Raw genomic sequence first — 24294 nt, 5'->3', positions numbered from 1 at the left:
GTCCCGGGGCAGGCGGATCATGAGAGCCACCGGGCCGAGGGAGCGCACCATGCAGGCCGTCAGGAAGTCCATCCGGGGGCCGCTGGCGGTCGCCGCCGTCGCCGCCCTCCTGCTGTCGCCGGCGCTGCCGGCCGTCGCCGCGGAGCCCGACCGGCAGGTCGTCGCGCGCGGCTCCGAGTGGCACATCGCCGGCGGCCCCACCTTCACCTACGGGCGCAGCTCCGACGTGCAGGTGATGGGCGACTGGGACGACAACGGGTCGCGCACGCCGGGCGTCTTCCGCGCGGGCACCTGGTACCTGCGCAACAGCCTGAGCGGCGGCGCGGCCGACGTCGTCGTCTCCTTCGGCCGGGATGGCGACAAGCCCGTCGTCGGCGACTGGGACGGCGACGGCCGCACCGGGATCGGCATCGTGCGCGGCGGCACGTGGCACCTGCGCAGCAGCCTCTCGAGCGGGGTCGCCGAGACGAGCTTCTCGTTCGGCCGGCCGGGCGACACGCCGGTCGCGGGCGACTGGGACGGCGCGGCGGGCGACGGCATCGGCGTCGTGCGCGCGGGCGGCTGGTACCTGCGGAACGCCGCGAGCGGCGGCGGCGCCGACCTCGCCTTCGGCTACGGCATGGCGGGCGACATCCCGGTGACCGGCGACTGGAACGGCGACGGCCGCACCGGCATCGGCGTCGTGCGCGGCACGACCTGGTACCTCAAGGAGGTGCCGGGCTCCGGCGCGGCGACGCGCTCGTCGATCTACGGGCGCTGCGGCGACGGGGTGCTCAGCACGCACTCGGCCCGCACCGAGCCCGGCGTGCCGCTGTCGTTCGGCGGCACGGAGTGGACCGAGCTGCCGACGTCGCAGCGGGTCGTCGCGCTCACCTTCGACGCGGGGGCCAACGCGAACGCGGTCGCGTCGATCCTGTCGACGCTCCGCTCGACCGACACGCCCGCGACGTTCTTCCTCACGGGCGCCTGGGCGCAGTCGTTCCCGGCCCGCGCGGCCGAGATCGGGCGCGACTACCCCATCGGCAACCACACGCAGACGCATCCCGACCTCACGACGCTCTCGAGCGCCGCGGTGCGGTCGCAGATCGTCTCGGCCGACACCTCCATCCGCGCGACGGCCGGCGTCGACCCGCGGCCCTGGTTCCGCTTCCCGTTCGGGGCGAGGGATGCGCGGACGCAGTCGATCATGACGTGCCTCGACTACGGCTCGGTGCGGTGGACCGTCGACACGCTCGGCTGGCAGGGCACCTCGGGCGGCCAGAGCTCGACGACGGTGCTGAACCGGGTGCTCGCGAACCTGCAGCCCGGCGAGATCGTGCTCATGCACGTCGGCTCGCACCCGACCGACGGCAGCACGCTCGACGCGGATGCGCTGCCGGCCATCATCCGCGAGGTCGAGGCGCGCGGCTACCGCTTCGTCGACCTGGACGACTTCCGCTGACAGGCGGCGGCGCGGCCGGGGAGGGCCGCGCCGCCGCTGTGCCGGTTCAGCAGCGGTTGCGGCGCTGCTCGGCGACCGCGGGAGTCGCCATGCAGGTCTCGCCGATGCCCTCGACCGACGTGGTGACGACCGGAGCGCCGGGCGCCTCGGTGTCGACGACGAGCGGGTCGATCGTCGCGCTCGTGACGGTCACGATCGCATCGGCGGCCTCGACCGCCGTCTCGGCCTGCTGCCGGGTGGCGCCGTCGACGGCGGTGACGATGGGCGCGATCGGGTCGCACTCGACGTCGGCCTCGTCCGCACCGGCGCGGAGGCCGGTCGTCACGACCGGGGTGCCGGGCACCACGGCCTCCGTCACCTCGGGCGTGCCGGCGGCCGTCGTCACGGCGTCGCTCGAGGAGGTGAACGTGGGCACGTCCGTGCCGCGCGGGAACCCGTAGACCGCCGTCGTGACGGTCGTCGTCGTCGTGGTCGGCTGGGTCGTGGTCCGCGTGCGCTCGGTCTGCTGCGTCGTCTCCGTGTCGATGAGGGTCGCGTAGGTCGTCGTCGTGCACGACTGGCGCGGCTGGGTGGTCGTGAAGACCTCGGTCCAGGGCGTGGTCGTGGTGATGAGCGTCTCGCGCGGCTGCGTGGTCGTCGTGACGAGCTCTCGCGACGTGGTGGTGGTCGTGACGACGGTCGTCGGCGTCGTGACGGTCGTCAGCACCGCGCGCTCGCACCGCTCGACGGGCCTCGCGGCGCGCGCGTCGTTCACCTGCCGACAGTCGATCGTCGTCGGCGCCTGCGTCGTCGTCGACGCGCCCAGCACGGTGCGGTCGGTCGAGCTCGGGGTGCCGAGCACGACGACGTCCTCGCTCGTCGAGGGGGCCGCGTCGCGCTCCTCCTCGGTGACGACCGGGGTGCCGGGGCGCTCGGTGCGCTCGACGGTCGCCTCGCCCGCGTCGCGCTCGTCGATCGCGACCGACGGATCGGGCTGCCGCACGGGCGGCGACGTGTCGACGGTGACGGCGTCGCCGACGGGGCGGTCGGCACTGTAGGAGACGCTCGGCTCGCCGGACGGGACGTCGGCGACGACGACCGTGCTGATGACGGTGCAGACCTGGTTGGCGCCGTTGCCGCTGAGGGTGCCGCCAAGGGCGGAGCAGGCGATCTGGCGGTCGGCCGGGCCGGCGTGCGCGGGCGCGACGCTGGTCAGAGCCAGTGCCAGGCCGACCGCGGTCGCGGCCAGCAGGGAGGGAACACGCATGGGGACTCTCTTCTCGCGCTTGTACCCCGCAGGCGCGGGATGGGGCGACCGTACGTGCTCGCGGGCGCGAAGGAGCGGGCTCGGGGGCGATCCTGCGCAACCCCTCGACGTGGACTAGGAACAGTGTTCGCATTGGGGATGCGGCCAGGGGTAGTGTCGCGCTCCATGGACATGCTCACGGGCGAGCAGATCGCCGCAGCCGACCTGACCGACTGGCGCAAGCTCGCGCAGGGGCTCCACGCCCGCTACCTGGTGGACGGCTTCAGCGCCGGCGCGCGCTTCGTCGCGGCGGTGGGCGAGGCCGGCGACGCGGTCGGGCACCACCCGAGCGTCGCGATCGGGCACGGCCACGTCGACCTGAAGCTCAGCAGCGACGACGCGGTCTACCGCGACGGCGAGGGCACCGAGCACCTCGTCGAGTGGGTGACGCAGCAGGACGTCGAGCTCGCGCGGCGCATCACCGAGGTCGCCGCCGAGCATCGGCTCGCGGCCGACCCCGCCTCGGTCAGCGTCATCGAGCTGGGCCTCGACACCGCGCAGTCGGCCGCGATCGCGCCCGTCTGGGCGGCACTCCTCACCGGTCGCGCCGACGCGCAGGGCCACGGCTCCCCGAGCGACGAGATCCGGGATGCGGCGGGCCGGGTGCCGAACCTCTGGTTCGGCGACGCGCTCGAGCATGCAGGCTCGCGGCAGCGATTCCACCTCGAGGTCTACGTCGCGCCCGAAGCTGCCCAGGAGCGCATCGCCGGGGCCCTCGCCGCAGGTGGCACCGTCGTCGACGACAGCGACGCGCCCTCCCTCACCGTGATCGCCGACCAAGACGGCAACCAGGGCGTCATCTGCATCGACGCCTCCGCCACGAACCGGTAGGGCGGACGGGACTTGCATGCCGGTCCGGTGGACCGGCATGCATCAGGCAGCGTCCGGCTCGACCGTAGGGCGGACGGGACTTGAACCCGTGACCGAGGGATTATGAGTCCCCTGCTCTGACCAGCTGAGCTACCGCCCCGAGGCCTCCCGGCCCATCCGCCGATCCTAGTCGGCGAGCTCCACGCGGGTCTCGGGGTCGCGGATGTCCTCGCCGCGGTAGAGGCGCTCGAAGGCGGTGATCGTCGTCTCGATGTCGTGCGGCGCGACGATCTCGAGGCTGTGGCGCTGGAACGCGCCGTACTCCTCGTCGCTCAGGCGCAGCACGCGCTCGAGCTTCTCGGCCATGTCGGTCGCGTCGTCGGGCCGGAAGAGCCAGCCGTTCGCGCCGTCGCGCACGAGGTGCGGCAGCGCCATCGCGTCGGCGGCGACGACCGGCAGGCCCGTCGCCATCGCCTCCATCGTCGCGATCGACTGCAGCTCGGCGGTCGACGGCATCGCGAAGACCTCGGCGGCGCGCAGCCGCTCGCGCAGCTCCGTGTCGCTCACGAACCCCGTCAGGGTGACGCGGTCGGCGACGTGCAGGTCGCGGGCGAGCGCGGCGAGCTCGTCGATCTGGTCGCCGCCGCCGACGATGTCGAGGTGCCAGTCGAGGTCATCGGGCAGCTGCGCGACGGCCCGCACGAGGGTGTCGAGCCGCTTCTCGGTCGTCACGCGGCCGACGAAGACGATGCGGCCGTGCTGGCGCTCGGGGTTGGGCGCGTACTCGTCGCCCGGCAGGCCGCACGAGATCGCGTGCACGCCGGTGAGCCCGGTCTTGCGCTCGAGGTAGTCGGCGCTGCGGCGCGTCGGCGTCGTGACGACGTCGCACCGGCCGAAGACCGTCGCCGCGTCGCCCCAGGCGAAGTCGACCGCGGGCGCGTGCAGGGCGCGCGGGATGTTGGAGTGATCCATCAGGTTCTCGAACATCAGGTGGTTCGTGCCGATGACGCGGATGCCGCGCTTCTTGGCCTCGGTCGAGAACGCGCGGCCGAGCACGAGGTGCGACTGGAAGTGCACGACGTCGGGCCGCAGCGCGTCGAGCAGCGACGCCGCGTTCTGCCAGACCCGCCACGGCGACGCGAAGCGCAGCCACTCGTGGCCCGGGTACAGCAGCGACCGCAGGCGGTGCACGCTGAAGCGCTGGCCCTCGTGCTCCTCGACGCGCGTGCCGTGGCGGCCGCGGCCGAGCGCCGACGCGACGACATGCACCTCGTGCCCGCGGGCGGTGAGGCGCGCGGCGAGCCGGGTGGTGAACTTCGCGGCGCCATTGACGTCGGGCGCGAACGTGTCGGTGGCGATGAGGATGCGCAGGGGCCGGTCGGTCATTGGTCCTCCTCGGGCGCTGTCGACAGCGTCCGGATCTGTGGGTGGTGCCTGGCGAGCTGGAGGACGCCCGTGACGGCGATCGCTCCTGCGGCGGCGAACACGATGATGGCCCACGGCGGGGTCGCCGAGGCCTCGCCGAGCACCGTGACGCCGATGAGCACGGCGACGAGCGGGTCGATGACGGTGAGTCCGGCGATGACGAGGTCGGGCGGTCCGGAGGCGTGCGCGAGCTGCACGGCGTAGCTGCCGACGAGCATCGCGATCACGAGCGCGACGGCGCACACGATCGTGAGCCAGTCGAACTGGCTGGAGATGATGCGGTTGATGACGATCTTCGAGAGCGTCACCACGAAGCCGTAGAGCACGCCGGCGGCCAGGATGTAGAAGAACGCGTTCGCGCGGTGCCGGAACCACCACCAGGCGGCGCCGAGCCCGGCGAGCGCGACGACGAGCAGGGCGAGCACCGTCAGCAGCTGCTGGTCGCGGATGGGCCGCTCGACGGCGAAGATGGCCGCCACGGTGACGAAGATGCCGATGCCCGTCAGGCACAGCGCGATCGCCCGGATCGTGCGGTGGTCGAGCCGGATGCCGGCCAGGCGCGCGTTGAGGATGGCGGTGACCACGAGCGCGACGGCGCCCAGCGGCTGCACCACGATGAGCGGCGCGAGGGCGAGCGCGCCCAGCTGCATGACGATCGCGAGGCCGAGCAGCAGCGTGCCCACGACCCAGGCGGGGTTGCGCACGAGGCGCAGCATCGCCGAGCCGCCGAGGTGGGCGCCGCGCTGGTCGCCGCCCTCGAAGTGGCCGACGCCGCGGTGCTGGAACTGCGTGCCCACCGACAGGAACACCGCTCCCACGATCGCGACCGGGATCCCGAGCGCCTGCATCGGCGTCAGCGAGATCTCTGCGGCGAGATCGTCGAGGGCGGTGAAGAGCACCCGATGAACCTACCGCCGCAGCCGTCGATACCCTGGACGACATGACCGTTCTGCCCATCTGCATCACGGGCGAGCCCGTCCTCCACCGCGTCGCCGACCCCGTGCGCGCCTTCGGCGACGAGCTGGCCGCGCTGGTCGCCGACATGTTCGCCACCATGGAGGCCGCGCCCGGCGTCGGCCTCGCCGCCCCGCAGATCGGGCTCGCGAAGCGCCTGTTCGTCTACGACTGGACCGACGCCGACGGCGTCCGCACCCGCGGCGTCGCCGCGAACCCGGAGCTGTGGATCTCGCCGCTGCCCGTCGGCCTCCCCGACGAGGACGACGAGGAGGGCTGCCTCTCCATCCCCGGCGAGCGCTTCGCGCTGCTGCGCGCCGAGCGCGCGCTGCTGCGGGCCCAGGACGAGCGCGGCGAGCACTACGAGCTCGAGGCCTCCGGGTGGCTCGCGCGCATCCTGCAGCACGAGTTCGACCACCTGAACGGCATCCTCTACGCCGACCGGCTGGATGCGTTCGGCACGAAGGGCGTGCAGAAGGCGATCAAGCGCAACAAGTGGGGCGTCGAGGGGCTCACGTGGATGCCGGGCGAGGACGACCTCGAGGGCTGAGGCCCCCGCCGATGTGACCCCCGCCCGGACGGGATGCTACGCTTGTCGTCGCTCCCGCAGCGATCCTCGATAGCTCAATTGGCAGAGCAGCCGGCTGTTAACCGGCAGGTTGATGGTTCGAGTCCATCTCGGGGAGCGAGAAGGCCCCGCCGAACGGCGGGGCCTTTGCCGTGCCAGCGGGGTTCGAGGGCGCACGGCGAGGTTCTTGCCGTTCCTGCATGGATCCGCGCTACGGTGCCAGCGTCACGCCCGCTCGAGCCTGGAGCATCGATGTCGTCTCTTCCCCGCCGCCCGCGCCTCGCGCCGCTCGTCCTCACCGCCGCGGCCGCGCTCGCGCTCGCCGGCTGCGTGCCGCTCCCGCCCGACGTGCCGCCCGCGATCACCGATCCCTCGCCGTCCGTGCCGCAGCCGAGCGAGCCGGCGCCCGCGCCGACGGAGCCGACCGAGTCGACGGAGCCCGGCACCGATCCCGACGCCAGCGCGCTCCCCGAGCTGCTCGAGGTGGGCGACGTGCTCGAGCCCGGCACGCTGCCCGGCTGGGAGACGAGCATCATCACCGACGGCGCGTTCGCGCCGCAGCCCGACTCCGACTTCCCGCTCGGCCCGACCATCCACGTCGTCGAGAGCGCGACCGGCTGCACCTTCTGGGCCTACCAGGGCCAGCAGGACATCGACTCGACCGACGAGGTCGAGAGCTCCGAGGCGACGCTCGCCGCGCTCACCGACAGCTCGCCCGACGACTGGGACGCCGACACGTTCCAGCTCGCCCCCTCGGCGTCGCAGGGCGTCGCGGTGGTGCTGCTGTCGCTCTTCGAGGAGCGCGAGGACGGCTCGACCGAGGCGTGGTTCGCGCGCAACTTCCAGTCGAGCCAGACCACGAGCGCGATCCGCGCCGCGTGCGGTCCGGACACGGGCGGCATCGAGCACATCGACGAGGTCGTGCTCGAGCACTTCCAGATCAACTTCCTCGTGCCGTAGGCGCTACTCCGCGCGAAGCGACCGCCGCTCGCGCTCGAGGGCGAGCAGCTGCTCCTGCAGCTGCTTCGACGCCTCGGGGTCGGTGGCGCCGAGGCGCTGCAGGCTGCCGAGCAGCTCGGCCTTCCGCCGCAGGATGTCGCGGTCGACGAGCGAGCCGACGATGCCGCGCACGTAGGCGGTGACGCCCTCCTTCGACGTCTGCGGGATGGGCGACATCGCCAGCGCGCGCACGAGCGGCACGAGCTCGGCCGGCACCGCCTGCGCGACCCGCTCCGAGAAGTCGCTCGCCTCGAACGCGTCGAGCGTGGCCAGCACCCCGTCGCGCACGACCGCGAGCGACGGGTTCGCGACGTACGCGGAGGCGCCGCGCGCGGCCAGGTCGCGGCCGAGCACCGCCGGCTGCTGCAGCATCGCGGCGACCGCATCGCGCTCGAGCCGCGACGCCGGGTCGCGCTCGAGCTGGCCGAGCGCCACGTCGGCGGGCGGATGCGCGGGCGCGCCGCCGGGGCGGCCGGCGTCGCCCGCGCTCGGCGTGGGCCGCGGCCCCGCCTGCCGCACGGCGGCGCGCACCTCCTCGGGGCTCACGCCGAGCCAGCCGGCGACCGTGCGCATGTAGCCGTCGGCGAGCGCGCGGTCGCGGATCGACTGCAGCACCGGCGCCGCGCGCCGCATCGCCGCGACCCGCCCCTCGACGGTCTCGAGGTCGTGCTGGGCGACGATGCGGCGCAGCATGAACTCGAACAGCGGCCGCGGCTGCTGCACGAGCCGCCGCACGGCGTCGTCGCCGCGCTCGAGGCGCAGGTCGCACGGGTCGAGGCCCTCCGGCGGCACCGCGACGAAGGTCTGCGCCGCGAAGCGCTGCTCCTCGGCGAAGGTGCGGGCCGCCGCCTGCTGCCCAGCCTCGTCGGGGTCGAAGGTGAACACGACGCGGCCGAGCGCGCGGGTGTCGGTCGTCGAGACGTCGCCCAGCACGCGCCGCAGCACCTTGATGTGGTCGACGCCGAAGGCGGTGCCGCACGTCGCGACCGCGGTCGTGACGCCCGCGAGGTGGCACGCCATGACATCCGTGTAGCCCTCGACCACGACCGCCTCGTGGCCGCGCGCGATGTCGCGCTTCGCGAGGTCGAGCCCGTAGAGCACCTGGCTCTTGCGGAAGATGGGCGTCTCGGGCGAGTTGAGGTACTTCGGGCCCTTGTCGTCGTCGGCCAGGCGCCGTGCGCCGAACCCGACGGTCGCCCCGGCGACGTCGCGGATGGGCCAGATCAGCCGGCCGCGGAACCGGTCGTAGCTGCCGCGCTGGCCCTCGCTCAGCAGGCCCGCGCCGAGCAGCTCGGCCTCGGTGAAGCCGCGGCCGCGCAGGTGCGACTTCAGCGCGTCGAACGACGCGGGCGCGAAGCCCACGCCGAAGCGCTCGGCGGCGGCGAGGTCGAAGCCGCGCTCGCCGAGGAACCGCTGCCCGAGCGCCGCGCCCGGCGTCAGCAGCTGCTCGCGGAAGTACGCCTCGGCCGCCTTCGACGCCTCGAGCAGCCGCAGCCGCCCGCTCGTCTCCTCCTGCGGCTTGCCATCCTCGTAGTGGAGCGTGTAGCCGAGCTGCGCGGCGAAGCGCTCCACGGTCTCCTGGAACGACGTGTGGTCCATCGCCATCACGAACTGGAAGGCGTCGCCGTCCTCCCCGCAGCCGAAGCAGTGGTAGCGGCCCACGGCCGGCCGCACGTGGAACGACGGCGTGCGCTCGTCGTGGAACGGGCACAGCCCCTTCATGCTGCCGACGCCCGCGGTCTTCAGCGTGACGTGCTCGGCGACCACGTCGACGATCGAGATGCGCGAGCGCAGCTCGTCGATGTCCGCACGTCGGATCCGGCCCGCCATCGCTCCCCCCTTCAGTCCCCGACGTGGCGCTCGTGCCACGCGAAGGCGCCGCGGTCGGTGAGGCTCGCGACCTGGTCGACCACCACGCGGGCGCGCCCGGCGTCGTCGGATGCGGCGCGCCAGTCGTCGGCGTGGGCCCGGTCGAGCGCGGCGGGGCCGATGCGCAGCAGCGCGTCGCACAGCTCCTGCAGGATGCGGCGCTGGCTCGCGTAGATCGGCTGCCGGCGCTCGGCGAGGATGAAGCTCGCGGCCGTGCCCTTGAGCACCGCGATCTCGGCACGCACCTCGCGCGGCACCTCGACGGTGCCGCCGAAGCGCGCGAGCGGCCCCTCGTGGCTCTCGCGCGTCGCGCGGATCGCCGCGTTCGCGAACCGCCCGATGAGCTTCGACGTGAGGTTCTTGAGGCGCGCGTGGTCGGCGCGCGAGCCGTCGAACGAGCGCAGCCACGTGTCGAGGTCGTCGAGCCGGTCGAAGGCGGCGAGCAGCTCGTCGCGCGTGAACTCCGGCCCCACCCACGTGAGCATCATCGAGACGAGCTCGTCGTGGCCGACGCGGCTCTGCAGCTTCGCCACGTCGACGTAGCCGCCGACCACGGCGTCCTCGAAGTCGTGCACCGAGTAGGCGATGTCGTCGGCCAGGTCCATCACCTGCGCCTCGATGCTCGGCCTGCCCTCGGGCGCCCCCAGGCGCATCCACTCGAACGCGTCGCGGTCGTCGGCGTAGAAGCCGAACTTCACCCGGCCGGATGCGTCGTGGACGTCGGTCGCGGCCGGCCACGGGTACTTGCACGCGGCGCCGACGCTCGCGCGCGTGAGGTTGAGCCCGTACGGGCGGCCGTCGATCACCTTCGGCTCGAGCCGCGTGATGACGCGCAGCGTCTGCGCGTTGCCCTCGAAGCCGCCGATCGCCAGCGCCCACTCGTTGAGGCCCTTCTCGCCGTTGTGGCCGAAGGGCGGATGCCCGATGTCGTGGGCGAGGCACGCGGTGTCGACGACGTCGTGGTCGAGCCCGAGCTCGGCGGCGATCTCGCGGCCGATCTGCGCCACCTCGAGCGAGTGGGTCAAGCGGGTGCGCGAGTCGTCGAAGCCCATCGTGGGCGAGAGCACCTGCGTCTTCTGCCCGAGCCTCCGGAAGGCGCTCGAGTGCAGCAGCCGCGCCCGGTCGCGCGCGAAGTCGGTGCGCGCGGAGGTGTGCGTCTCGGGCAGCCAGCGCTCGACGTCGTGGTCGCCGTACCCCTTCGGCGCCGCGCGGCGCGGCTCAGCCGCCACGGGTGTCGCTCTCGTCCTCGATGAGCGCCGCCCGCTGCGCTGCGCTCAGCTCGGGGCTGTCGAGCCAGCCGTCGGGCAGCGCAGGGCGCCGGGGGCTGCCGGCGCGGCCCCGCTGCCCCTCGATGCCCTCGGCCCGGTACGGCACATCGCGGTCGAGGCCGCCGAGCAGCTCGTCGAGGTGCGCGAGCGACTCGACCGCCGCGAGCGCGCGGCGCGCGTCGCCGCCGACCGGGTAGCCCTTGAAGTACCAGGCGACGTGCTTGCGGATGTCGCGGCAGGCGCGGTCCTCCTCGCCGAAGAACTCGACCAGCAGCTCCGCATGCCGGCGGAACGCATCCGCCACCTGCCCGAGGCTCGGCCGGTGCCGGGCGTCGCTGCCGGCGAACGCGGCCGCGAGGTCGCCGAAGAGCCACGGGCGGCCGAGGCAGCCGCGGCCGACCACGACGCCGTCGACGCCCGTCTCGCGCACCATCCGCAGCGCATCCTCGGCCTGCCAGATGTCGCCGTTGCCGAGCACGGGGATGGAGGTGACCGCCTCCTTGAGGCGCGCGATCGCGGCCCAGTCGGCGGTGCCCGAGTAGTGCTGGGCGGCGGTGCGACCGTGCAGGGCGACTGCCGCGACGCCGGCGTCCTCGGCGATGCGCCCGGCGTCGAGATAGGTGAGGTGGTCGTCGTCGATGCCCTTCCGCATCTTGACGGTCACCGGGATGTCGCCGGCGCGCGCGACGGCGCGCTGCACGATGGCGCCGAACAGCTCCCGCTTCCACGGCAGCGCGCTGCCGCCGCCCCGGCGCGTGACCTTCGGCACCGGGCAGCCGAAGTTGAGGTCGATGTGGTCGGCGCGGTCCTCGTCGACGAGGATGCCGACGGCCTGCTCGACCGTGCGCGGGTCGACGCCGTACAGCTGCACCGACCGCGGCGTCTCGGACTCGTGGTGGCTGATGAGGCGCATCGTCTCGGGCGTGCGCTCGACGAGCGCGCGCGAGGTGATCATCTCGCTCACGTACAGTCCGGCGCCGAACTCGCGGCAGAGCCGCCGGAACGCGGTGTTCGTGATGCCGGCCATGGGCGCGAGCACGACCGGCGTGTCGAGGGCGATGGGCCCGATCGACAGCGCCGGGGTCGTGCTCACGGTGCTCGTCACGCTCCGACGAGCCCCTGGGCCAGGTGCGCCTCGAGGTCGTCGATCGCGACGCGGGTCTGCGCCATCGAGTCGCGCTCGCGCACGGTCACCGCGCCGTCCTCGAGCGAGTCGAAGTCGACGGTGACGCAGTACGGCGTGCCGACCTCGTCCTGCCGGCGGTAGCGGCGGCCGATCGCGCCCGCGTCGTCGAAGTCGATCGCCCAGAGCTTGCGCAGCCGCGCGGCGATGTCGCGGGCGAGCGGCGAGAGCTGCTCGTTGCGCGACAGCGGCAGCACCGCGACCTTGACGGGCGCGAGGCGCGGGTCGAGCCGGAGCACGGTGCGGGTGTCGGTGCCGCCCTTGCTGTTGGGCACCTCCTCCTCCTCGTAGGCGTCGACGAGGAACGCCATCAGGCTGCGCGTGAGGCCGAAGGACGGCTCGATGACGTACGGCGTGTAGCGCTCGCCGGTGGCCTGGTCGAAGTAGACGAGGTCCTTGCCGGAGGCCTCCGAGTGCGACGAGAGGTCGAAGTCGGTGCGGTTCGCGATGCCCATGAGCTCGCCCCACTCCGAGCCCTGGAAGCCGAAGCGGTACTCGACGTCGATCGTGCCGGCCGAGTAGTGCGCGCGCTCCTCCTCGGGCACGTCGAAGCGGCGCATGTTGGCCGGGTCGACGCCGAGGTCGACGAACCAGTCCCAGCACGCCTCGACCCAGCGGTCGAACCACGCGGGGGCCTCGTCGGGGTGCGTGAAGTACTCGATCTCCATCTGCTCGAACTCGCGCGTGCGGAAGATGAAGTTGCCCGGCGTGATCTCGTTGCGGAAGGCCTTGCCGACCTGGCCGATGCCGAACGGCGGCTTCTTGCGCGAGACGGTGAGCACGTTCGAGAAGTTCACGAAGATGCCCTGTGCCGTCTCGGGGCGCAGGTAGTGCTGGCCCGCCTCGTTGTCGACCGGGCCGAGGTACGTCTTCATGAGGCCCGAGAAGAGCTGCGGCTCCGTCCACTTGCCCGTCGTGCCGCAGTCGGGGCACGTGATCTCGTCCATCGAGGCGGCGGCGCGGCCCTTCTTCGCCTCGTACGCCTCCTCGAGGTGGTCCTGGCGGTGGCGCTTGTGGCACTGCAGGCACTCGACGAGGGGGTCGGTGAACGTGGCGACGTGGCCGGATGCCTGCCACACGGCCGACGGCAGGATGATCGACGAGTCGAGGCCCACCATGTCGTCGCGGCCCTGCACGAACGTCTTCCACCACTGGCGCTTGATGTTCTCCTTGAGCGCCACGCCCAGGGGGCCGTAGTCCCACGCCGACCGGGAGCCGCCGTAGATCTCGCCCGCCTGGAACACGAAGCCACGGCGCTTCGCGAGGTTGATGACGGCGTCGAGTCGGTTCTGGGCCACGGATGCTCCTCGGTATCGGCCGGGCGCCCCTGGCTGGGGCGCGGCACGTGAACCTCGATTCTACCGAGCGGGCGAGGCGCTCCCGGTCGCTGTGCCTCGCGCATGGGGGCGATGCGCGGATGCGGTGCTGGGATAGGGTCGAGGCTTGGGGCGCGAGCGCCCCGAAGGACTCGGCGAGGAGGGCCGATGCAGAGCGATGAGCAGCGAGAGCTCTATGGCGCCTGGGCCGAGCGCTGGCCCGCGGACGCGGCCGAGCTCCTCGACGGCTACTCCGGCACCTGGTGGATCGGCGGCGGCTGGGCCCTCGACCGCGCGCTCGAGCGCAGCCGCCCGCACGGCGACATCGACCTCGTCATCCCCCGCAGCGAGCTGAGCCTGCTGCGCGGCTGGCTCGGCGGCAAGTGGCAGCTGTGGTGCGCCTTCCAGGGCGCGCTGAAGCCGCTCCTCCCCCACGACTCCGACGTGCTGCCGCTCGGCACCACGAGCATCTGGCTGCGCCGCAGCGCCTACGGGCAGTGGGAGTACGAGGTGCTGCTCGACCCGAGCGACAGCGAGTCCTGGCGCTTCCGCCGCGACACCGCCGTCACGATGCCGCTCGACGACGCGCTGATGGCGGTCGACGGCATCCGCTACGCCAAGCCGCAGATCGTGCTGGCGTACGCCGCCGCCGAGCAGGCCGACGTCGCCTGGCTCGACGAGGCGCTCCCGGCCCTCGACGCCGAGGCCCGCGCGTGGCTCGCCGAGCGCATCGCCGAGGACCACCCCTGGCGCAAGCGCCTGCTCGCCGCGGGCTGAGCGCCGCTCAGCCGGTCGGCTGCGGCGCGTCGACCGCGCCGCCGAAGCGCCGGTCGCGCCCCGTGTACTGGTCGAGCGCGTACCACAGGTCGCGCCGCGTGAAGTCGGGCCACAGCCGGTCGAGGAAGACCATCTCGGCGTAGGCGCCCTGCAGCGTGAGGAAGTTCGAGATGCGCTGCTCGCCGGAGGAGCGGATGTAGAGGTCGACGTCCGGCACGTCCGGGTTGTACATGCGGCTGCGCACGAGCCGGTCGTCGACGGCGGAGGGCTTGAGCCGCCCGGCCGCGACGTCCTCGGCGATCGAGCGCACCGCATCCGCGATCTCGTGCGTGCCCCCGTAGTTGACGCACATCTGCAGGGTCATCGCGGTGTTGCCCGCGGTGCGCCGCTCGGCCTCCTCGAGCTCGCGGATCACCGACGGCCACAGGCGCGGCCGGCGCCCCGCCCAGCGCACCCGCACGCCCCACGCGTCGAGCTGGTCGCGCTGGCGACGCAGCACGTCCTTGTTGAAGCCCATGAGGAAGCGCACCTCGTCGGGGCTGCGCTTCCAGTTCTCGGTCGAGAAGGCGTAGACCGACAGGTGCTGCACCCCGACCTGCAGGGCGCCCGCGACGACGTCGAGCAGGCGCTCCTCGCCCGCGGCGTGCCCCTGCGTGCGCGTGAGGCCGCGGGCGTTGGCCCAGCGCCCGTTGCCGTCCATGATGATCGCGACGTGCGCGGGCAGGCTGCCGGCCGGGTACGCGGGCGGCTGCTCGCCCGTCCAGTCGATGGGCCGCGTCTCGCTCACCTGGCTCCTCGGTCGACGTGCTCGAGCGAGCGCAGGCCCCGCTCGAGGTGCCACTGGACGTAGGCCCCGACGGCGCCGGATGCGCGCGTGCGGACGCCGTGCGGGGTCGCCTCGGCCGCGGCCCAGTCGCCCGTGAGCAGGGCGCCGAGCAGCGCGAGCGTCGGCTCGTCGATGCGCATCGCCCCGGGCGGCGCCGCGTGGTCGGCGACCATGCCGCCGAGCTGCGGCACGAACGCGCGATGCGGCCCCGGCTCGCCCGTGACGGCGCAGTCGGCGAACGACGGCGCCCAGCCGGCGACCGAGAGGGCGCGCAGCAGGTACGAGTCGAGCGTCAGCGACGGGTCGTGCTCGCCGCGCGAGAGCGACCGCAGCGCACCCACGAGCAGCAGGTACTGCTGGCGCGAGCCGTCCTCGTCGGTGAGCCGGTCGGCGGTCTCGACCATCGCGGTCGCGGCGGTGTAGCTGCGGTAGTCGGCGACGATGACCGGCGCGTAGGAGCCGAGGGTCACCGCTTGCGTGACGATGTCGAGGCTGCGGCCGACCGCGAGCTGCAGGTCGGCGACCATGAACGGCTCGAGCCGGCCGCCGAACCGCGACGAGGTGCGCCGCACGCCGCGCGCGACCGCCCGCACCTTGCCGTGCTCGCGCGTCAGCAGCGTGACGATGCGGTCGGCCTCCCCCAGCTGGTGGGTGCGGAGGACGACTCCCTCGTCGCGGTAGGTCGGCACGGGTCAGCCGACCGGGATCGCCCTGCGGTCGTGGATGCGGAGGCCCCGGTTGACGCCCGAGACGATCGCGCGCAGCGCCGCCGACGTCGAGCTCGGGTCGAGGCCGACGCCCCAGACACGCTCGCCGTCGACCTCGAGCTCGATGTAGGCGGCGGCCGTCGCGTCGGAGCTCGCGCCCATCGTGTGCTCGACGTAGTCGGTGAGCGTCACCTCGACGCCCTCCTCGCGCAGCAGCGACAGCATCGCGTCGATCGGCCCGTTGCCGGCGGCGCGCACCTCGCGGACGCTCTCGCCGTCGCGGAGCCGCGCCGTGAGGGTCGTCGCGCCGTCGTTCGAGGAGGTCGTCTCGAACGCCACCAGCTCGAAGCGGCCCCACCGCTCGGCCGCGGTGTGCGGCCCGGCGGGCAGGTACTCGTCGGTGAAGATGTGCCAGATGTCGGCGCTCGAGACCTCGCCGCCCTCGCTGTCGGTGCGGGACTGCACGATGTTCGACAGCTCGATCTGCAGGCGTCGCGGCAGGTCGAGCCCGTGGTCGGACTTCAGCAGGTAGGCGACGCCGCCCTTGCCCGACTGCGAGTTCACGCGGATGACGGCCTCGTAGCTGCGGCCGACGTCCTTCGGGTCGATCGGCAGGTACGGCACGGCCCACGTGATCTCGTCGACGCTCCGGCCCTGCGCAGCCGCGTCCGCGGCCATCCGCTCGAAGCCCTTCTTGATCGCGTCCTGGTGCGATCCCGAGAACGCGGTGTAGACGAGGTCGCCGGCCCACGGGCTGCGCTCGTGCACCTTCAGCTGGTTGCAGTGCTCGGCGACGCGGCGGATCCCGTCGAGGTCGGAGAAGTCGATCTCGGGGTCGATGCCCTGCGTCAGCAGGTTGAGGCCCAGCGCGACGAGGTCGACGTTGCCGGTGCGCTCGCCGTTGCCGAACAGGCAGCCCTCGATGCGGTCCGCGCCGGCCATGTAGCCGAGCTCGGCCGCCGCGACGCCCGTGCCGCGGTCGTTGTGCGGGTGCAGCGACAGGATGACCGACTCGCGCCGCGCCAGGTGGCGGTGCATCCACTCGATCGAGTCGGCGTAGACGTTGGGGGTCGCCATCTCGACGGTCGCCGGCAGGTTGATGATCACGGGCCGCTCGGGGCGCGCGTCGAGCACCTCGATGATCGCGTTGCAGACCTCGAGCGCGTAGTCGAGCTCGGTGCCGGTGTACGACTCGGGGCTGTACTCGTAGAAGACCTGCGTGCCGCTCAGCATGCCCTCGAGCTCGAGGCACAGCTTCGCGCCGTCGATCGCGATCTGCTTCACGCCCTCGCGGTCGGAGCGGAACACCACGTCGCGCTGCAGCGCGCTCGTGGAGTTGTAGATGTGCACGATCGCCTGCTTCGCCCCGTCGATCGACTCGAAGGTGCGGCGGATGAGGTGGTCGCGGCACTGCGTGAGCACCTGGATGGTGACGTCGTCGGGGATGAGCCGCTCGTCGATGAGCTTGCGCACGAAGTCGAAGTCGGTCTGGCTCGCCGACGGGAAGCCGACCTCGATCTCCTTGTAGCCCATCCGCACCAGCAGCTGGAACATCTCGAGCTTGCGGTCGGGCGTCATCGGGTCGATGAGCGCCTGGTTGCCGTCGCGCAGGTCGACGGCGCACCAGCGGGGCGCGCGCTCGATGCGCTTGGAGGGCCACGTGCGGTCGGGCAGGTCGACCTTGATCTGCTCGTGGTAGGGGGTGTAGCGGTGCGCCGGCATCCCGGACGGCTGCTGCATGTTCTTCATCGATCGCTCCTGTCGCTTGCTCCTGAAGTCCGGGCAGGACGACCTCCGCGACGAGGAAGCCCGGGGTTCAGGCCTCGTCGCGGCGAGGAAGGAGCAGCACGCTCTGCATGGGTCCAGGCTACACCCCTCGCCATCCGCGGGGCAGGATGCCGCGGCCGCGCGGTCGCGGGCGCGGGGACTACGCCGCCTCGCCCGCGAGCCCGTGCTCGTAGGCGAAGACGACGAGCTGCACGCGGTCGCGCAGCCCCAGCTTCGCGAGGATGCGCGAGATGTGCGTCTTCACCGTCGCCTCGGAGACGAACTCGGTGCGCGCGATCTCGGTGTTCGACAGTCCCTTCGCCGCGAGCGAGAAGATCTGCCGCTCGCGCTCGGTGAGCCCGCCGAACGCGGGCGGCGCCGCCTGGCGCTGCCGGCCGAACGCCTTGAACAGCTCACGGGTCGCGCTCGCGGCGACGAGCTCGTTGCCCGCGTGCACCGTTCGGATCGCCGCGAGCACGAGCTCGGGCTCCGCGTCCTTGAGGATGAAGCCGGAGGCGCCGGCGCGGATCGCGCGCGCCGCGGCCTCGTCGAGGTCGAACGTCGTCAGCACCACGACCCGCGCACCGGGCCGCGCGCGCACGATCCGGTCGGTCGCCGAGATGCCGTCGAGCACGGGCATGCGCACGTCCATGAGGATCACGTCGGGCTGCTGCTCGTCGGCCAGGCGCACGGCCTGCGCGCCGTCGGCCGCCTCGCCGACGCACACGAGGTCGGGCTGCGACTCGACGAGCATGCGGATGCCGCTGCGGAACAGCGCCTGGTCGTCGACGATGAGCACCCGGATCATGCGCGGCCTCCCAACGCCCGGGCTGCCATCGGGTGCTGCATGCCCGCCGGGAACGCCGCCCGCACGCGGAACCACCCGTCGTCGATGCCCGACCACAGCTCGCCGCCGGCGAGCCGCGCGCGCTCGTGCATCCCGCGCACGCCGTGGCCCGCGCGGCCGGGCATCGCGAGCATCCGGTTGTGCACGTCGATCACCGCGCCGGCACCGCCGAGCAGGCGCACGTGCACCGGCTGGCCGCGGTCGCCGTGCCGCAGCGCGTTCGTCAGCGCCTCCTGCAGGATCCGGTAGGCGGCGATGTCGGCCGTGCGCGGCAGCGCGACCGGGCCGCCCGCCCGCTCGAGCCGCACGTCGAGGCCGGCCGCGCGCATCCGCTCGACCAGCACGTCGACGCCGTCGAGCGACGCGATCGGGTCGGGCGCCTCGCTGTGGCGAAGCTGCTCGAGCAGCAGCCGCACATCGCCGAGCGCGTGCTTCGCGGTGCCGGCGATCGTCTCGAGCGAGGCGTCCTTCACGGCGGGATCGGGCGCGTACCGGGCGCCGTTGGCCTGCGCGATGACGACGGCGAGCGAGTGCGCGACGACGTCGTGCATGTCGCGGGCGAGGGCGGCCCGCTCCTCCTCCTGGTCGGCGCGCCGCTGCGACACCTGCGCGACGACCGTCGCCGCCTCGGTGCGGGCGGCCGCCGCGACGCCCCAGCCGATGAGGATCGCCATCGAGAACAGCAGCATCGGCGGGATCCAGAGGATCGCCGTGAGGCGCACGACCTCGCTCGCGGCCGCGCCGGGGGACGCGAACCCGCCCGTGGTGGTCACCCACCACGACGCGAGCAGCGACGCGGCGAGCGCGAGCGCGAAGGCTGCGAGCCGGCCGGGCCAGCGCGAGAAGCGGCCCGCCGAGTAGAGCACGACGAGCACCGCGAACCAGACCGGGAAGAGCGGCGCGGCGAGCAGCACGTGCACGGCCCCGAGCGCGGTGAGCGCGGCGAGCGCGAGCACCGGGCGGGCGCGGCGCACGAGGATCGCCCCGACCATGGCGACAGCGACGACCGCCGCGAGCAGCCACGGGGTGTCGATCGGCAGCGCCGCCATCAGCACCATCGGCAGCCCGAGGAGGGCGAGCGTGACCGCGGCGAGGATGGCATCCGCGCGGAGCGTGCGCCGGTCGAGGCGCCCGCCGCCGGCGGGGCGCCGGGGGTTGACGGCGGATGCGGTGGTCACGCACGCCAGCGTAGGGCGGCGTCGGGCGCGGGCCGGGCCCGCCCGCCGGGAATCATCCGCTCGGCGGAGGCCGCCCGCGCGGGCCGGTCGCGCCTGGCGCGCGCGTGCGGCCTCGCCGGATAGGCTCTGCCTCGCTGCACCGGTGCAGCTCCCGACCAGGATCGAGGGCACGTGGAAGACACCGCGATCGAGACGGCCCCCGACCGGCCGGAGCGCACCCGTGCGCGCAGCCGGCTCGCGGTGGCCGCCGCCGGGATGCGCGCCGCGGCCCGGCTGCGGCTCGTCGAGCCCGAGATCCGCGGCCTGCATCACCTCGTGCGGCGCGGCGACGTCTGCTTCGACGTGGGCGCCGCCTACGGCATGTACTCGATCCCGCTCGCCGACCTCGTCGGCCCGGACGGCGCCGCGCACAGCTTCGAGCCGCAGCCCCGCCCGCGGGCGCTGCTGTCGGCCGCCCGGCGCGCGACCGGCGCCGGCCACATCCGGCTCTCCGACTCCGGCATGGGCCGCACCGCCGGCCACCTGCCGCTCGTGCTGCCAGTGCGCTTCGGCCTGACGATCAGCGGCCACGCGCACCTCGCCGACGGCCTCGCCACGACCGTGCCGGCGCGCCCGGGCGCCACCCGGCGCATCCACGTGCCCGTCACCACCATCGACGACGTGTGCGCCGCGCGGTCGATCGAGCGCGTGCACTTCATCAAGGCCGACGTCGAGGGCTTCGAGCCCGAGGTGCTGCACGGCGCCGCCGCGGTGCTCGAGCGCGACATGCCGTCGCTGCTGCTCGAGATCGAGAACCGCCACCTCGCGCGCTACGGCCGCACCGCCGACGAGGTCGCGGCGCTGCTGCGCGAGCGCGGCTACGCGATGGCCACGTGGCGCGATGACGGCTGGCAGCCCGCGGAGCGCGTCGTGCTCGGCACGCGCAACTACCTCTTCCGCGCCGCGGCCTGAGCGCTCTGCCGCTCGGCCGCAGGTAGGCTCGCCCGGTGCCGCAGCCCGCTCGACGACCCCGCCCCCGACGACTGCTGACCGCGCTCGCGCTCGCGGCGCTCGCGCTGCTGGGACCCGCGCTGCTCGTCGTCGGCCAGCTCGGCGTGGCGGCGGACGAGGCGCTCGCGGCGTCCGGCGACCGGGTCGCGGGCACCGTCGTGGAGGCGTCCGACTCACAGCGCGCGTCGCAGCGCGACGTGGTGGTGGCCTACCGCGGGTACGACGGGGTCGAGCGCACGGTCGTCGCGAAGTCCGACCACGAGCAGGTCGCGCGCGCGGGCGACGCGGTGGAGGTCGCGGTCGACCCCGCCGACCCTGACCGCGCCGTCGTGCTGGGCTTCGAGAGCGGCTGGACGCCGGTCGCCGGCATGGGCGTCGTGCTGTCGGCGATCGCGGTGCTCATCGCCGCGATCGCGCTCGTGACGAGGCGCGCCCGGGTCAGAAGCCGAAGCGGCCGAGCTGCTTCGGGTCGCCCTGCCACTCCTTCGCAACCTTGACGCGCAGGTCGAGGTGCACCTGCGTGCCGACGATGCGCTCGATCTCGGCCCGCGCATCCGCGCCGACCTGGCGCAGCCGCGAGCCCTTGTGGCCGATGATGATGCCCTTCTGGCTGTCGCGCTCGACCCACAGGTTGGCGTAGACGTCGGTGAGGTCGCGGTCCTCGCGGCGCACGATGTCGTCGATGGTCACCATGATCGAGTGCGGCAGCTCGTCGCGCACGCCCTCGAGCGCGGCCTCGCGCACGAGCTCGGCGATGCGCACGTCGAGCGGCTCCTCGGTCGTCGTCTCGGCCTCGTAGAGCGGCGGGCCCTCCGGCAACAGGCCCACGAGCGCGTCGACGAGCACGTCGAGCTGCGTGCCGGCGACCGACGAGAGCGGCACGACGGCATCCCACTCGCGCAGCTCGGTCACCGCGAGCAGCTGCGCGGCGACGCGCTCGCGCGAGGCGGCGTCGGTCTTCGTCACGACCGCGACCTTGCGCGCGCGCGGGAAGCCCTCGAGCTGCTGGTCGATGTAGCGGTCGCCCGGGCCGAGCGGCTCGTCGGCCGGCACGCACAGGCAGATGACGTCGACGTCGCCGAGCGTCGTCTGCACGACCGCGTTGAGCCGCTTGCCGAGCAGCGTGCGGGGCTTGTGCATGCCCGGCGTGTCGACGATGACGAGCTGCGCGTCGTCGCGGTGCACGACCCCGCGGATCGCGTGCCGCGTCGTCTGCGGCTTCGACGAGGTGATCGCGATCTTCTCGCCCACCAGCGCGTTCATGAGCGTCGACTTGCCGGCGTTCGGCCGGCCGACGAAGGTGACGAACCCGCTGCGATGCGGGCCCTGCTGCTGCTCGGTCATGCTGCCCCCTCGGGCTCCGCCGCGGCCGCGACCTGGCGCGACACCTCCATCTCGCCCGCGTTCCGGCCGCGCCCGTCGAGCGAGCGCACCTCGATCCGCAGGCCGTGCACGTGGACGACGTCGCCGACCTCGGTGATGCGCCCCAGCTCCTTCTGCACGAGCCCGCCGACGGTGTCGACGTCCTCGTCGTCCAGCGTGAGGTCGAACAGGTCGCCGAGCTCGTCGATCTGGAGCCTGGCCGAGACGCGCCACACGTCGTCGCCCGCCTCCACGACCTCGCTGCGCCCGCGGTCGTGCTCGTCGTGGATCTCGCCGACGAGCTCCTCCACGAGGTCCTCGAGCGTGACGAGGCCGGCGATGCCGCCGTACTCGTCGACGACCATCGCGACGTGCACGCGCTCGGCCTGCATGAGCGCGAGCGTGTCGTCGGCCTTCTTCGACTCGGGCACGAGCAGCGCCGGCCGCGCGAGCTCGCCCGCGGTCTCGGTGGCGTCGGGCCGCCAGGTGCGGCTGCGCACCACGTCGCGGAGGTACAGGATGCCGTCGACCTCGTCGGTCGACTCCCCCACCACCGGCATGCGCGACAGGCCGTTGTCGAGGAACTGCCGCAGCGCATCCGTCGCCGTCGTGTCGCGGTCGACCACGATCATGTCGGGCCGCGGCACCATGACCTCGCGCACGAGCGTCTCGTTGAACTCGAAGATGGAGTGGATGAGCTCGCGGTCGTCGTCCTCGAGCACGTCGGACTCGGCGGCCGCGTCGACCATCGACAGCAGCTGCGCCTCGGTCGTGAACGCGGTCTCGCGCTGGCGGCCGGGCGTGACCTTGTCGCCGACCGTCGCGACCAGGATCGCGACCGGCCCCATGAGCACGCGCCAGAAGCGCAGGAAGCCGGCGGATGCGCGCAGCAGCGCGATCGCGTGCGTGCGGCCGACGGCGCGCGGGCTCGTGCCGACGAGCACGAACGAGACGACGATCATGACCCCCGCGGCGATGAGGAGCGTGATCCACCACTCGGTCACGAGCGAGTCGACGGCGAGGGTGATGAGCACCGCCGCGATCGTCTCGCACATGATGCGGCCGAACTGCAGCGTCATCAGGTGGCCGCGCAGGTCGTCGGCGATCGCGAGCATCGCCCGGGAGCGGCGCGCGGTCATCGCCGACATCTGCAGCTCGGCGCGCGAGACGACGCCGAGCGCCGCGTCGCACGCGGCGAGCCAGGCGCCGAACGCGATGAGCAGCGCCGCGACGACGAAGAGGACGGTCTCGAACATCAGGGCATGCGCCCCGGCGTGGCCCGGTCGTGCTCCTCGAAGCCGGCGAGGAGCCGGTCCTGCAGCGTGAACATCTCGTCGCGGTCGGCGGGCTCAGCGTGGTCGAAGCCGAGCAGGTGCAGGAGGCCGTGCGTGGTGAGCAGGCGGAGCTCGGCCATGAGGCTGTGGCCGGCCTCGGCCGCCTGCGCCTGCGCGACCTCGGGGCACAGCACGATGTCGCCGAGCAGCCCGGCGGGCGTCGGGCGGTCGTGCGAGCCGGGCCGCAGCTCGTCCATCGGGAACGACAGGACGTCGGTGGGGCCGGGCTCGTCCATCCACTGCACGTGCAGCTGCTCCATCGCGGCGACGTCGACGAGCACGAGCGACACGTCGGCGTCGGGGTGCACGAAGAGCTTCTCGAGGTCGAAGGCGACGAGCCGCACGAGCTGCGCCTCGTCGACGGTCGCCTCGGTCTCGTTGAGCAGGTCGATCGCCATCAGTGCCTCCCGCGGCGGGCGTGGTGCGACTGCTGCGACTGCCGCGCCTGGCGCGCCATCGCCCGCTGGTCGTGCTCGGTGTAGGCGTCGACGATCTCGCCGACGAGCGTGTGCCGCACGACGTCGGCGCTCGTGAGCATGGCGAAGTGGATGTCGTCGATGCGGCCGAGCACCTGCTGCGCCACCTGCAGGCCCGAGGTGCCGGCGGGCAGGTCGACCTGCGTCGCATCGCCCGTGACGACCATCTTCGAGCCGAAGCCCAGGCGCGTGAGGAACATCTTCATCTGCTCGGGGCTCGTGTTCTGCGCCTCGTCGAGCACGATGAACGAGTCGTTGAGGGTGCGCCCGCGCATGTAGGCGAGCGGCGCGACCTCGACGACCCCGGTCGCGAGCAGCTTCGGAACGAGCTCGGGGTCCATCATCTCGTTGAGCGCGTCGTAGAGCGGCCGCAGGTAGGGGTCGATCTTGTCGGTGAGCGTGCCGGGCAGGAAGCCCAGGCGCTCGCCCGCCTCCACCGCGGGACGCGTGAGGATGATGCGGCTGACCTCCTTGCGGTGGAGCGCCTGCACGGCCTTCGCCATCGCGAGGTAGGTCTTGCCGGTGCCGGCGGGGCCGATGCCGAAGACGATGGTGTGGTGGTCGATCGCCTCGACGTAGGAGCGCTGCCCCTCGGTCTTGGCGCGGATCGACTTCCCGCGCGAGGTGAGGATGACCTCGCCGATCGCGTCGGAGAGGCTGCGCGTGGAGTCCTGCCGGAGGATGCGCGAGCCCTCGGAGACCTCGGTCTGGCTGAGGTTCGCGCCCTGGCGCACGAGGTCGACGAGCTCCTGCACGAGCCGCGTCGCGACCTGCACGTCGTCCTCCGGCCCCTCGAGCGTGACGAGGTTGCCGCGCACCGCGACCCGCACGTCGGGGTGCTCGCGCTCGAGGCGCGTGAGCAGCCGGTCCTGCGGCCCGAGCAGCCGCACCATCTCGATGCCGTCGATCTCG

General features: G+C 73.2%; 23 protein-coding genes and 2 tRNA genes. 8 read left to right on the top strand and 17 right to left on the bottom strand.

What is annotated here, in order from left to right; genetic code table 11:
• The first annotated feature begins 49 nt into the window (after positions 1-49).
• Entirely contained in the window at positions 50-1441 is a 1392-nt protein-coding gene (locus J2X49_RS08350; protein WP_310124898.1) for a polysaccharide deacetylase family protein, read from the top strand.
• A gap of 46 nt (positions 1442-1487) precedes the next feature.
• Here the strand turns inward: J2X49_RS08350 and J2X49_RS08345 are convergent, their stop codons facing one another.
• Entirely contained in the window at positions 1488-2687 is a 1200-nt protein-coding gene (locus J2X49_RS08345) for a hypothetical protein (RefSeq protein ID WP_310124895.1), read from the bottom strand.
• Positions 2688-2852: 165 nt separating this feature from the next.
• Here J2X49_RS08345 and J2X49_RS08340 point away from each other — a divergent pair, with 165 nt between their 5' ends.
• On the top strand, positions 2853-3557 hold the full coding sequence (locus J2X49_RS08340; protein ID WP_246991287.1) for a VOC family protein: 705 nt from the start codon (positions 2853-2855) through the stop codon (positions 3555-3557).
• Positions 3558-3622: 65 nt separating this feature from the next.
• On the opposite strand, the gene J2X49_RS08335 is transcribed toward J2X49_RS08340, so the two are convergent.
• The 3 genes from J2X49_RS08335 to J2X49_RS08325 all read right to left on the bottom strand — a co-directional run bounded on the left by J2X49_RS08335 (position 3623) and on the right by J2X49_RS08325 (position 5860).
• Positions 3623-3696 (bottom strand) — tRNA-Ile (locus tag J2X49_RS08335).
• Positions 3697-3722: 26 nt separating this feature from the next.
• Complete coding sequence (locus J2X49_RS08330; RefSeq protein WP_128188649.1) at positions 3723-4922, bottom strand: glycosyltransferase; 1200 nt, start codon at positions 4920-4922, stop codon at positions 3723-3725.
• Positions 4919-5860 carry a DMT family transporter gene (locus J2X49_RS08325; RefSeq protein ID WP_240671257.1) on the bottom strand — a complete coding sequence of 314 codons (942 nt, stop codon included), beginning with the start codon at positions 5858-5860 and terminating at the stop codon, positions 4919-4921. The genes J2X49_RS08330 and J2X49_RS08325 overlap by 4 nt, the downstream gene beginning before the upstream one ends.
• A 41-nt stretch (positions 5861-5901) precedes the next feature.
• On the opposite strand from J2X49_RS08325, the gene def reads away from it, so the two are divergent.
• From def to J2X49_RS08310, 3 genes are all read left to right on the top strand, one after another.
• Positions 5902-6465 (top strand): peptide deformylase, encoded by a 564-nt coding sequence (def, locus tag J2X49_RS08320; RefSeq protein WP_310124887.1) that lies wholly within the window; start codon positions 5902-5904, stop codon positions 6463-6465.
• 63 nt (positions 6466-6528) lie between these two features.
• A tRNA-Asn gene (locus tag J2X49_RS08315) sits at positions 6529-6601 on the top strand.
• Positions 6602-6735: 134 nt separating this feature from the next.
• Positions 6736-7443, top strand: coding sequence for a hypothetical protein (locus J2X49_RS08310; RefSeq protein WP_310124885.1), 708 nt, complete (start codon positions 6736-6738; stop codon positions 7441-7443).
• A 3-nt stretch (positions 7444-7446) separates the two neighbouring features.
• On the opposite strand, the gene dnaG is transcribed toward J2X49_RS08310, so the two are convergent.
• Genes dnaG through J2X49_RS08290 form a run of 4 tightly spaced genes read right to left on the bottom strand, consistent with a single transcriptional unit; the run spans position 7447 to position 13100 of the window.
• The gene (dnaG, locus tag J2X49_RS08305; RefSeq protein ID WP_246991291.1) at positions 7447-9312 is read right to left on the bottom strand and encodes a DNA primase; all 1866 of its coding nucleotides are present in this window, start codon (positions 9310-9312) and stop codon (positions 7447-7449) included.
• 11 nt (positions 9313-9323) lie between these two features.
• On the bottom strand, positions 9324-10580 hold the full coding sequence (locus J2X49_RS08300) for a deoxyguanosinetriphosphate triphosphohydrolase (protein ID WP_310124880.1): 1257 nt from the start codon (positions 10578-10580) through the stop codon (positions 9324-9326).
• Positions 10570-11724, bottom strand: coding sequence for a tRNA dihydrouridine synthase DusB (gene dusB, locus J2X49_RS08295; protein WP_310124875.1), 1155 nt, complete (start codon positions 11722-11724; stop codon positions 10570-10572). The genes J2X49_RS08300 and dusB overlap by 11 nt, the downstream gene beginning before the upstream one ends.
• Positions 11721-13100 carry a glycine--tRNA ligase gene (locus tag J2X49_RS08290; protein ID WP_146356340.1) on the bottom strand — a complete coding sequence of 460 codons (1380 nt, stop codon included), beginning with the start codon at positions 13098-13100 and terminating at the stop codon, positions 11721-11723. Before J2X49_RS08290 ends, dusB begins: the two co-directional genes overlap by 4 nt.
• A 186-nt stretch (positions 13101-13286) precedes the next feature.
• Between J2X49_RS08290 and J2X49_RS08285 the strand changes: the two genes are divergently transcribed.
• Positions 13287-13895, top strand: a complete 609-nt coding sequence (locus tag J2X49_RS08285) for a nucleotidyltransferase domain-containing protein (protein WP_146356342.1) — start codon at positions 13287-13289, stop codon at positions 13893-13895.
• A gap of 7 nt (positions 13896-13902) precedes the next feature.
• Here J2X49_RS08285 and J2X49_RS08280 read toward each other — a convergent pair whose 3' ends face one another.
• The 5 genes from J2X49_RS08280 to J2X49_RS08260 form a co-directional block, all read right to left on the bottom strand.
• Positions 13903-14682 carry an isoprenyl transferase gene (locus J2X49_RS08280; RefSeq protein WP_128188641.1) on the bottom strand — a complete coding sequence of 260 codons (780 nt, stop codon included), beginning with the start codon at positions 14680-14682 and terminating at the stop codon, positions 13903-13905.
• Entirely contained in the window at positions 14679-15410 is a 732-nt protein-coding gene (gene recO, locus J2X49_RS08275; protein WP_310124870.1) for a DNA repair protein RecO, read from the bottom strand. Before recO ends, J2X49_RS08280 begins: the two co-directional genes overlap by 4 nt.
• A gap of 3 nt (positions 15411-15413) precedes the next feature.
• Positions 15414-17177 (bottom strand): 2-isopropylmalate synthase, encoded by a 1764-nt coding sequence (gene leuA / locus J2X49_RS08270; RefSeq protein WP_310124867.1) that lies wholly within the window; start codon positions 17175-17177, stop codon positions 15414-15416.
• Between the two features lie 178 nt (positions 17178-17355).
• Complete coding sequence (locus tag J2X49_RS08265) at positions 17356-18003, bottom strand: response regulator transcription factor (protein WP_310124865.1); 648 nt, start codon at positions 18001-18003, stop codon at positions 17356-17358.
• Entirely contained in the window at positions 18000-19220 is a 1221-nt protein-coding gene (locus tag J2X49_RS08260; RefSeq protein WP_310124862.1) for a histidine kinase, read from the bottom strand. The genes J2X49_RS08265 and J2X49_RS08260 overlap by 4 nt, the downstream gene beginning before the upstream one ends.
• A gap of 171 nt (positions 19221-19391) precedes the next feature.
• On the opposite strand from J2X49_RS08260, the gene J2X49_RS08255 reads away from it, so the two are divergent.
• Together J2X49_RS08255 and J2X49_RS08250 are read left to right on the top strand one after the other, a co-directional pair.
• Complete coding sequence (locus tag J2X49_RS08255) at positions 19392-20171, top strand: FkbM family methyltransferase (RefSeq protein WP_310124859.1); 780 nt, start codon at positions 19392-19394, stop codon at positions 20169-20171.
• 35 nt (positions 20172-20206) lie between these two features.
• Positions 20207-20707 (top strand): DUF3592 domain-containing protein, encoded by a 501-nt coding sequence (locus J2X49_RS08250; protein ID WP_310124858.1) that lies wholly within the window; start codon positions 20207-20209, stop codon positions 20705-20707.
• Here the strand turns inward: J2X49_RS08250 and era are convergent.
• The 4 genes from era to J2X49_RS08230 are packed head-to-tail and all read right to left on the bottom strand — an operon-like array spanning position 20649 to position 24275.
• Positions 20649-21554 (bottom strand): GTPase Era, encoded by a 906-nt coding sequence (gene era / locus J2X49_RS08245; protein ID WP_146356358.1) that lies wholly within the window; start codon positions 21552-21554, stop codon positions 20649-20651. The genes J2X49_RS08250 and era overlap by 59 nt on opposite strands.
• Entirely contained in the window at positions 21551-22828 is a 1278-nt protein-coding gene (locus J2X49_RS08240; protein ID WP_128188633.1) for a hemolysin family protein, read from the bottom strand. Before J2X49_RS08240 ends, era begins: the two co-directional genes overlap by 4 nt.
• On the bottom strand, positions 22828-23304 hold the full coding sequence (gene ybeY, locus J2X49_RS08235; protein ID WP_146356362.1) for an rRNA maturation RNase YbeY: 477 nt from the start codon (positions 23302-23304) through the stop codon (positions 22828-22830). The genes J2X49_RS08240 and ybeY overlap by 1 nt, the downstream gene beginning before the upstream one ends.
• Complete coding sequence (locus tag J2X49_RS08230) at positions 23304-24275, bottom strand: PhoH family protein (RefSeq protein WP_128188677.1); 972 nt, start codon at positions 24273-24275, stop codon at positions 23304-23306. Before J2X49_RS08230 ends, ybeY begins: the two co-directional genes overlap by 1 nt.
• Positions 24276-24294: the final 19 nt, after the last annotated feature.

It is taken from the genome of Agrococcus sp. BE272, assembly GCF_031457935.1.
Classification (GTDB): domain Bacteria; phylum Actinomycetota; class Actinomycetes; order Actinomycetales; family Microbacteriaceae; genus Agrococcus; species Agrococcus sediminis.
Note: the sequence above shows the minus strand (reverse complement) of the source record. Positions and strands in the feature narration are given on the sequence as shown.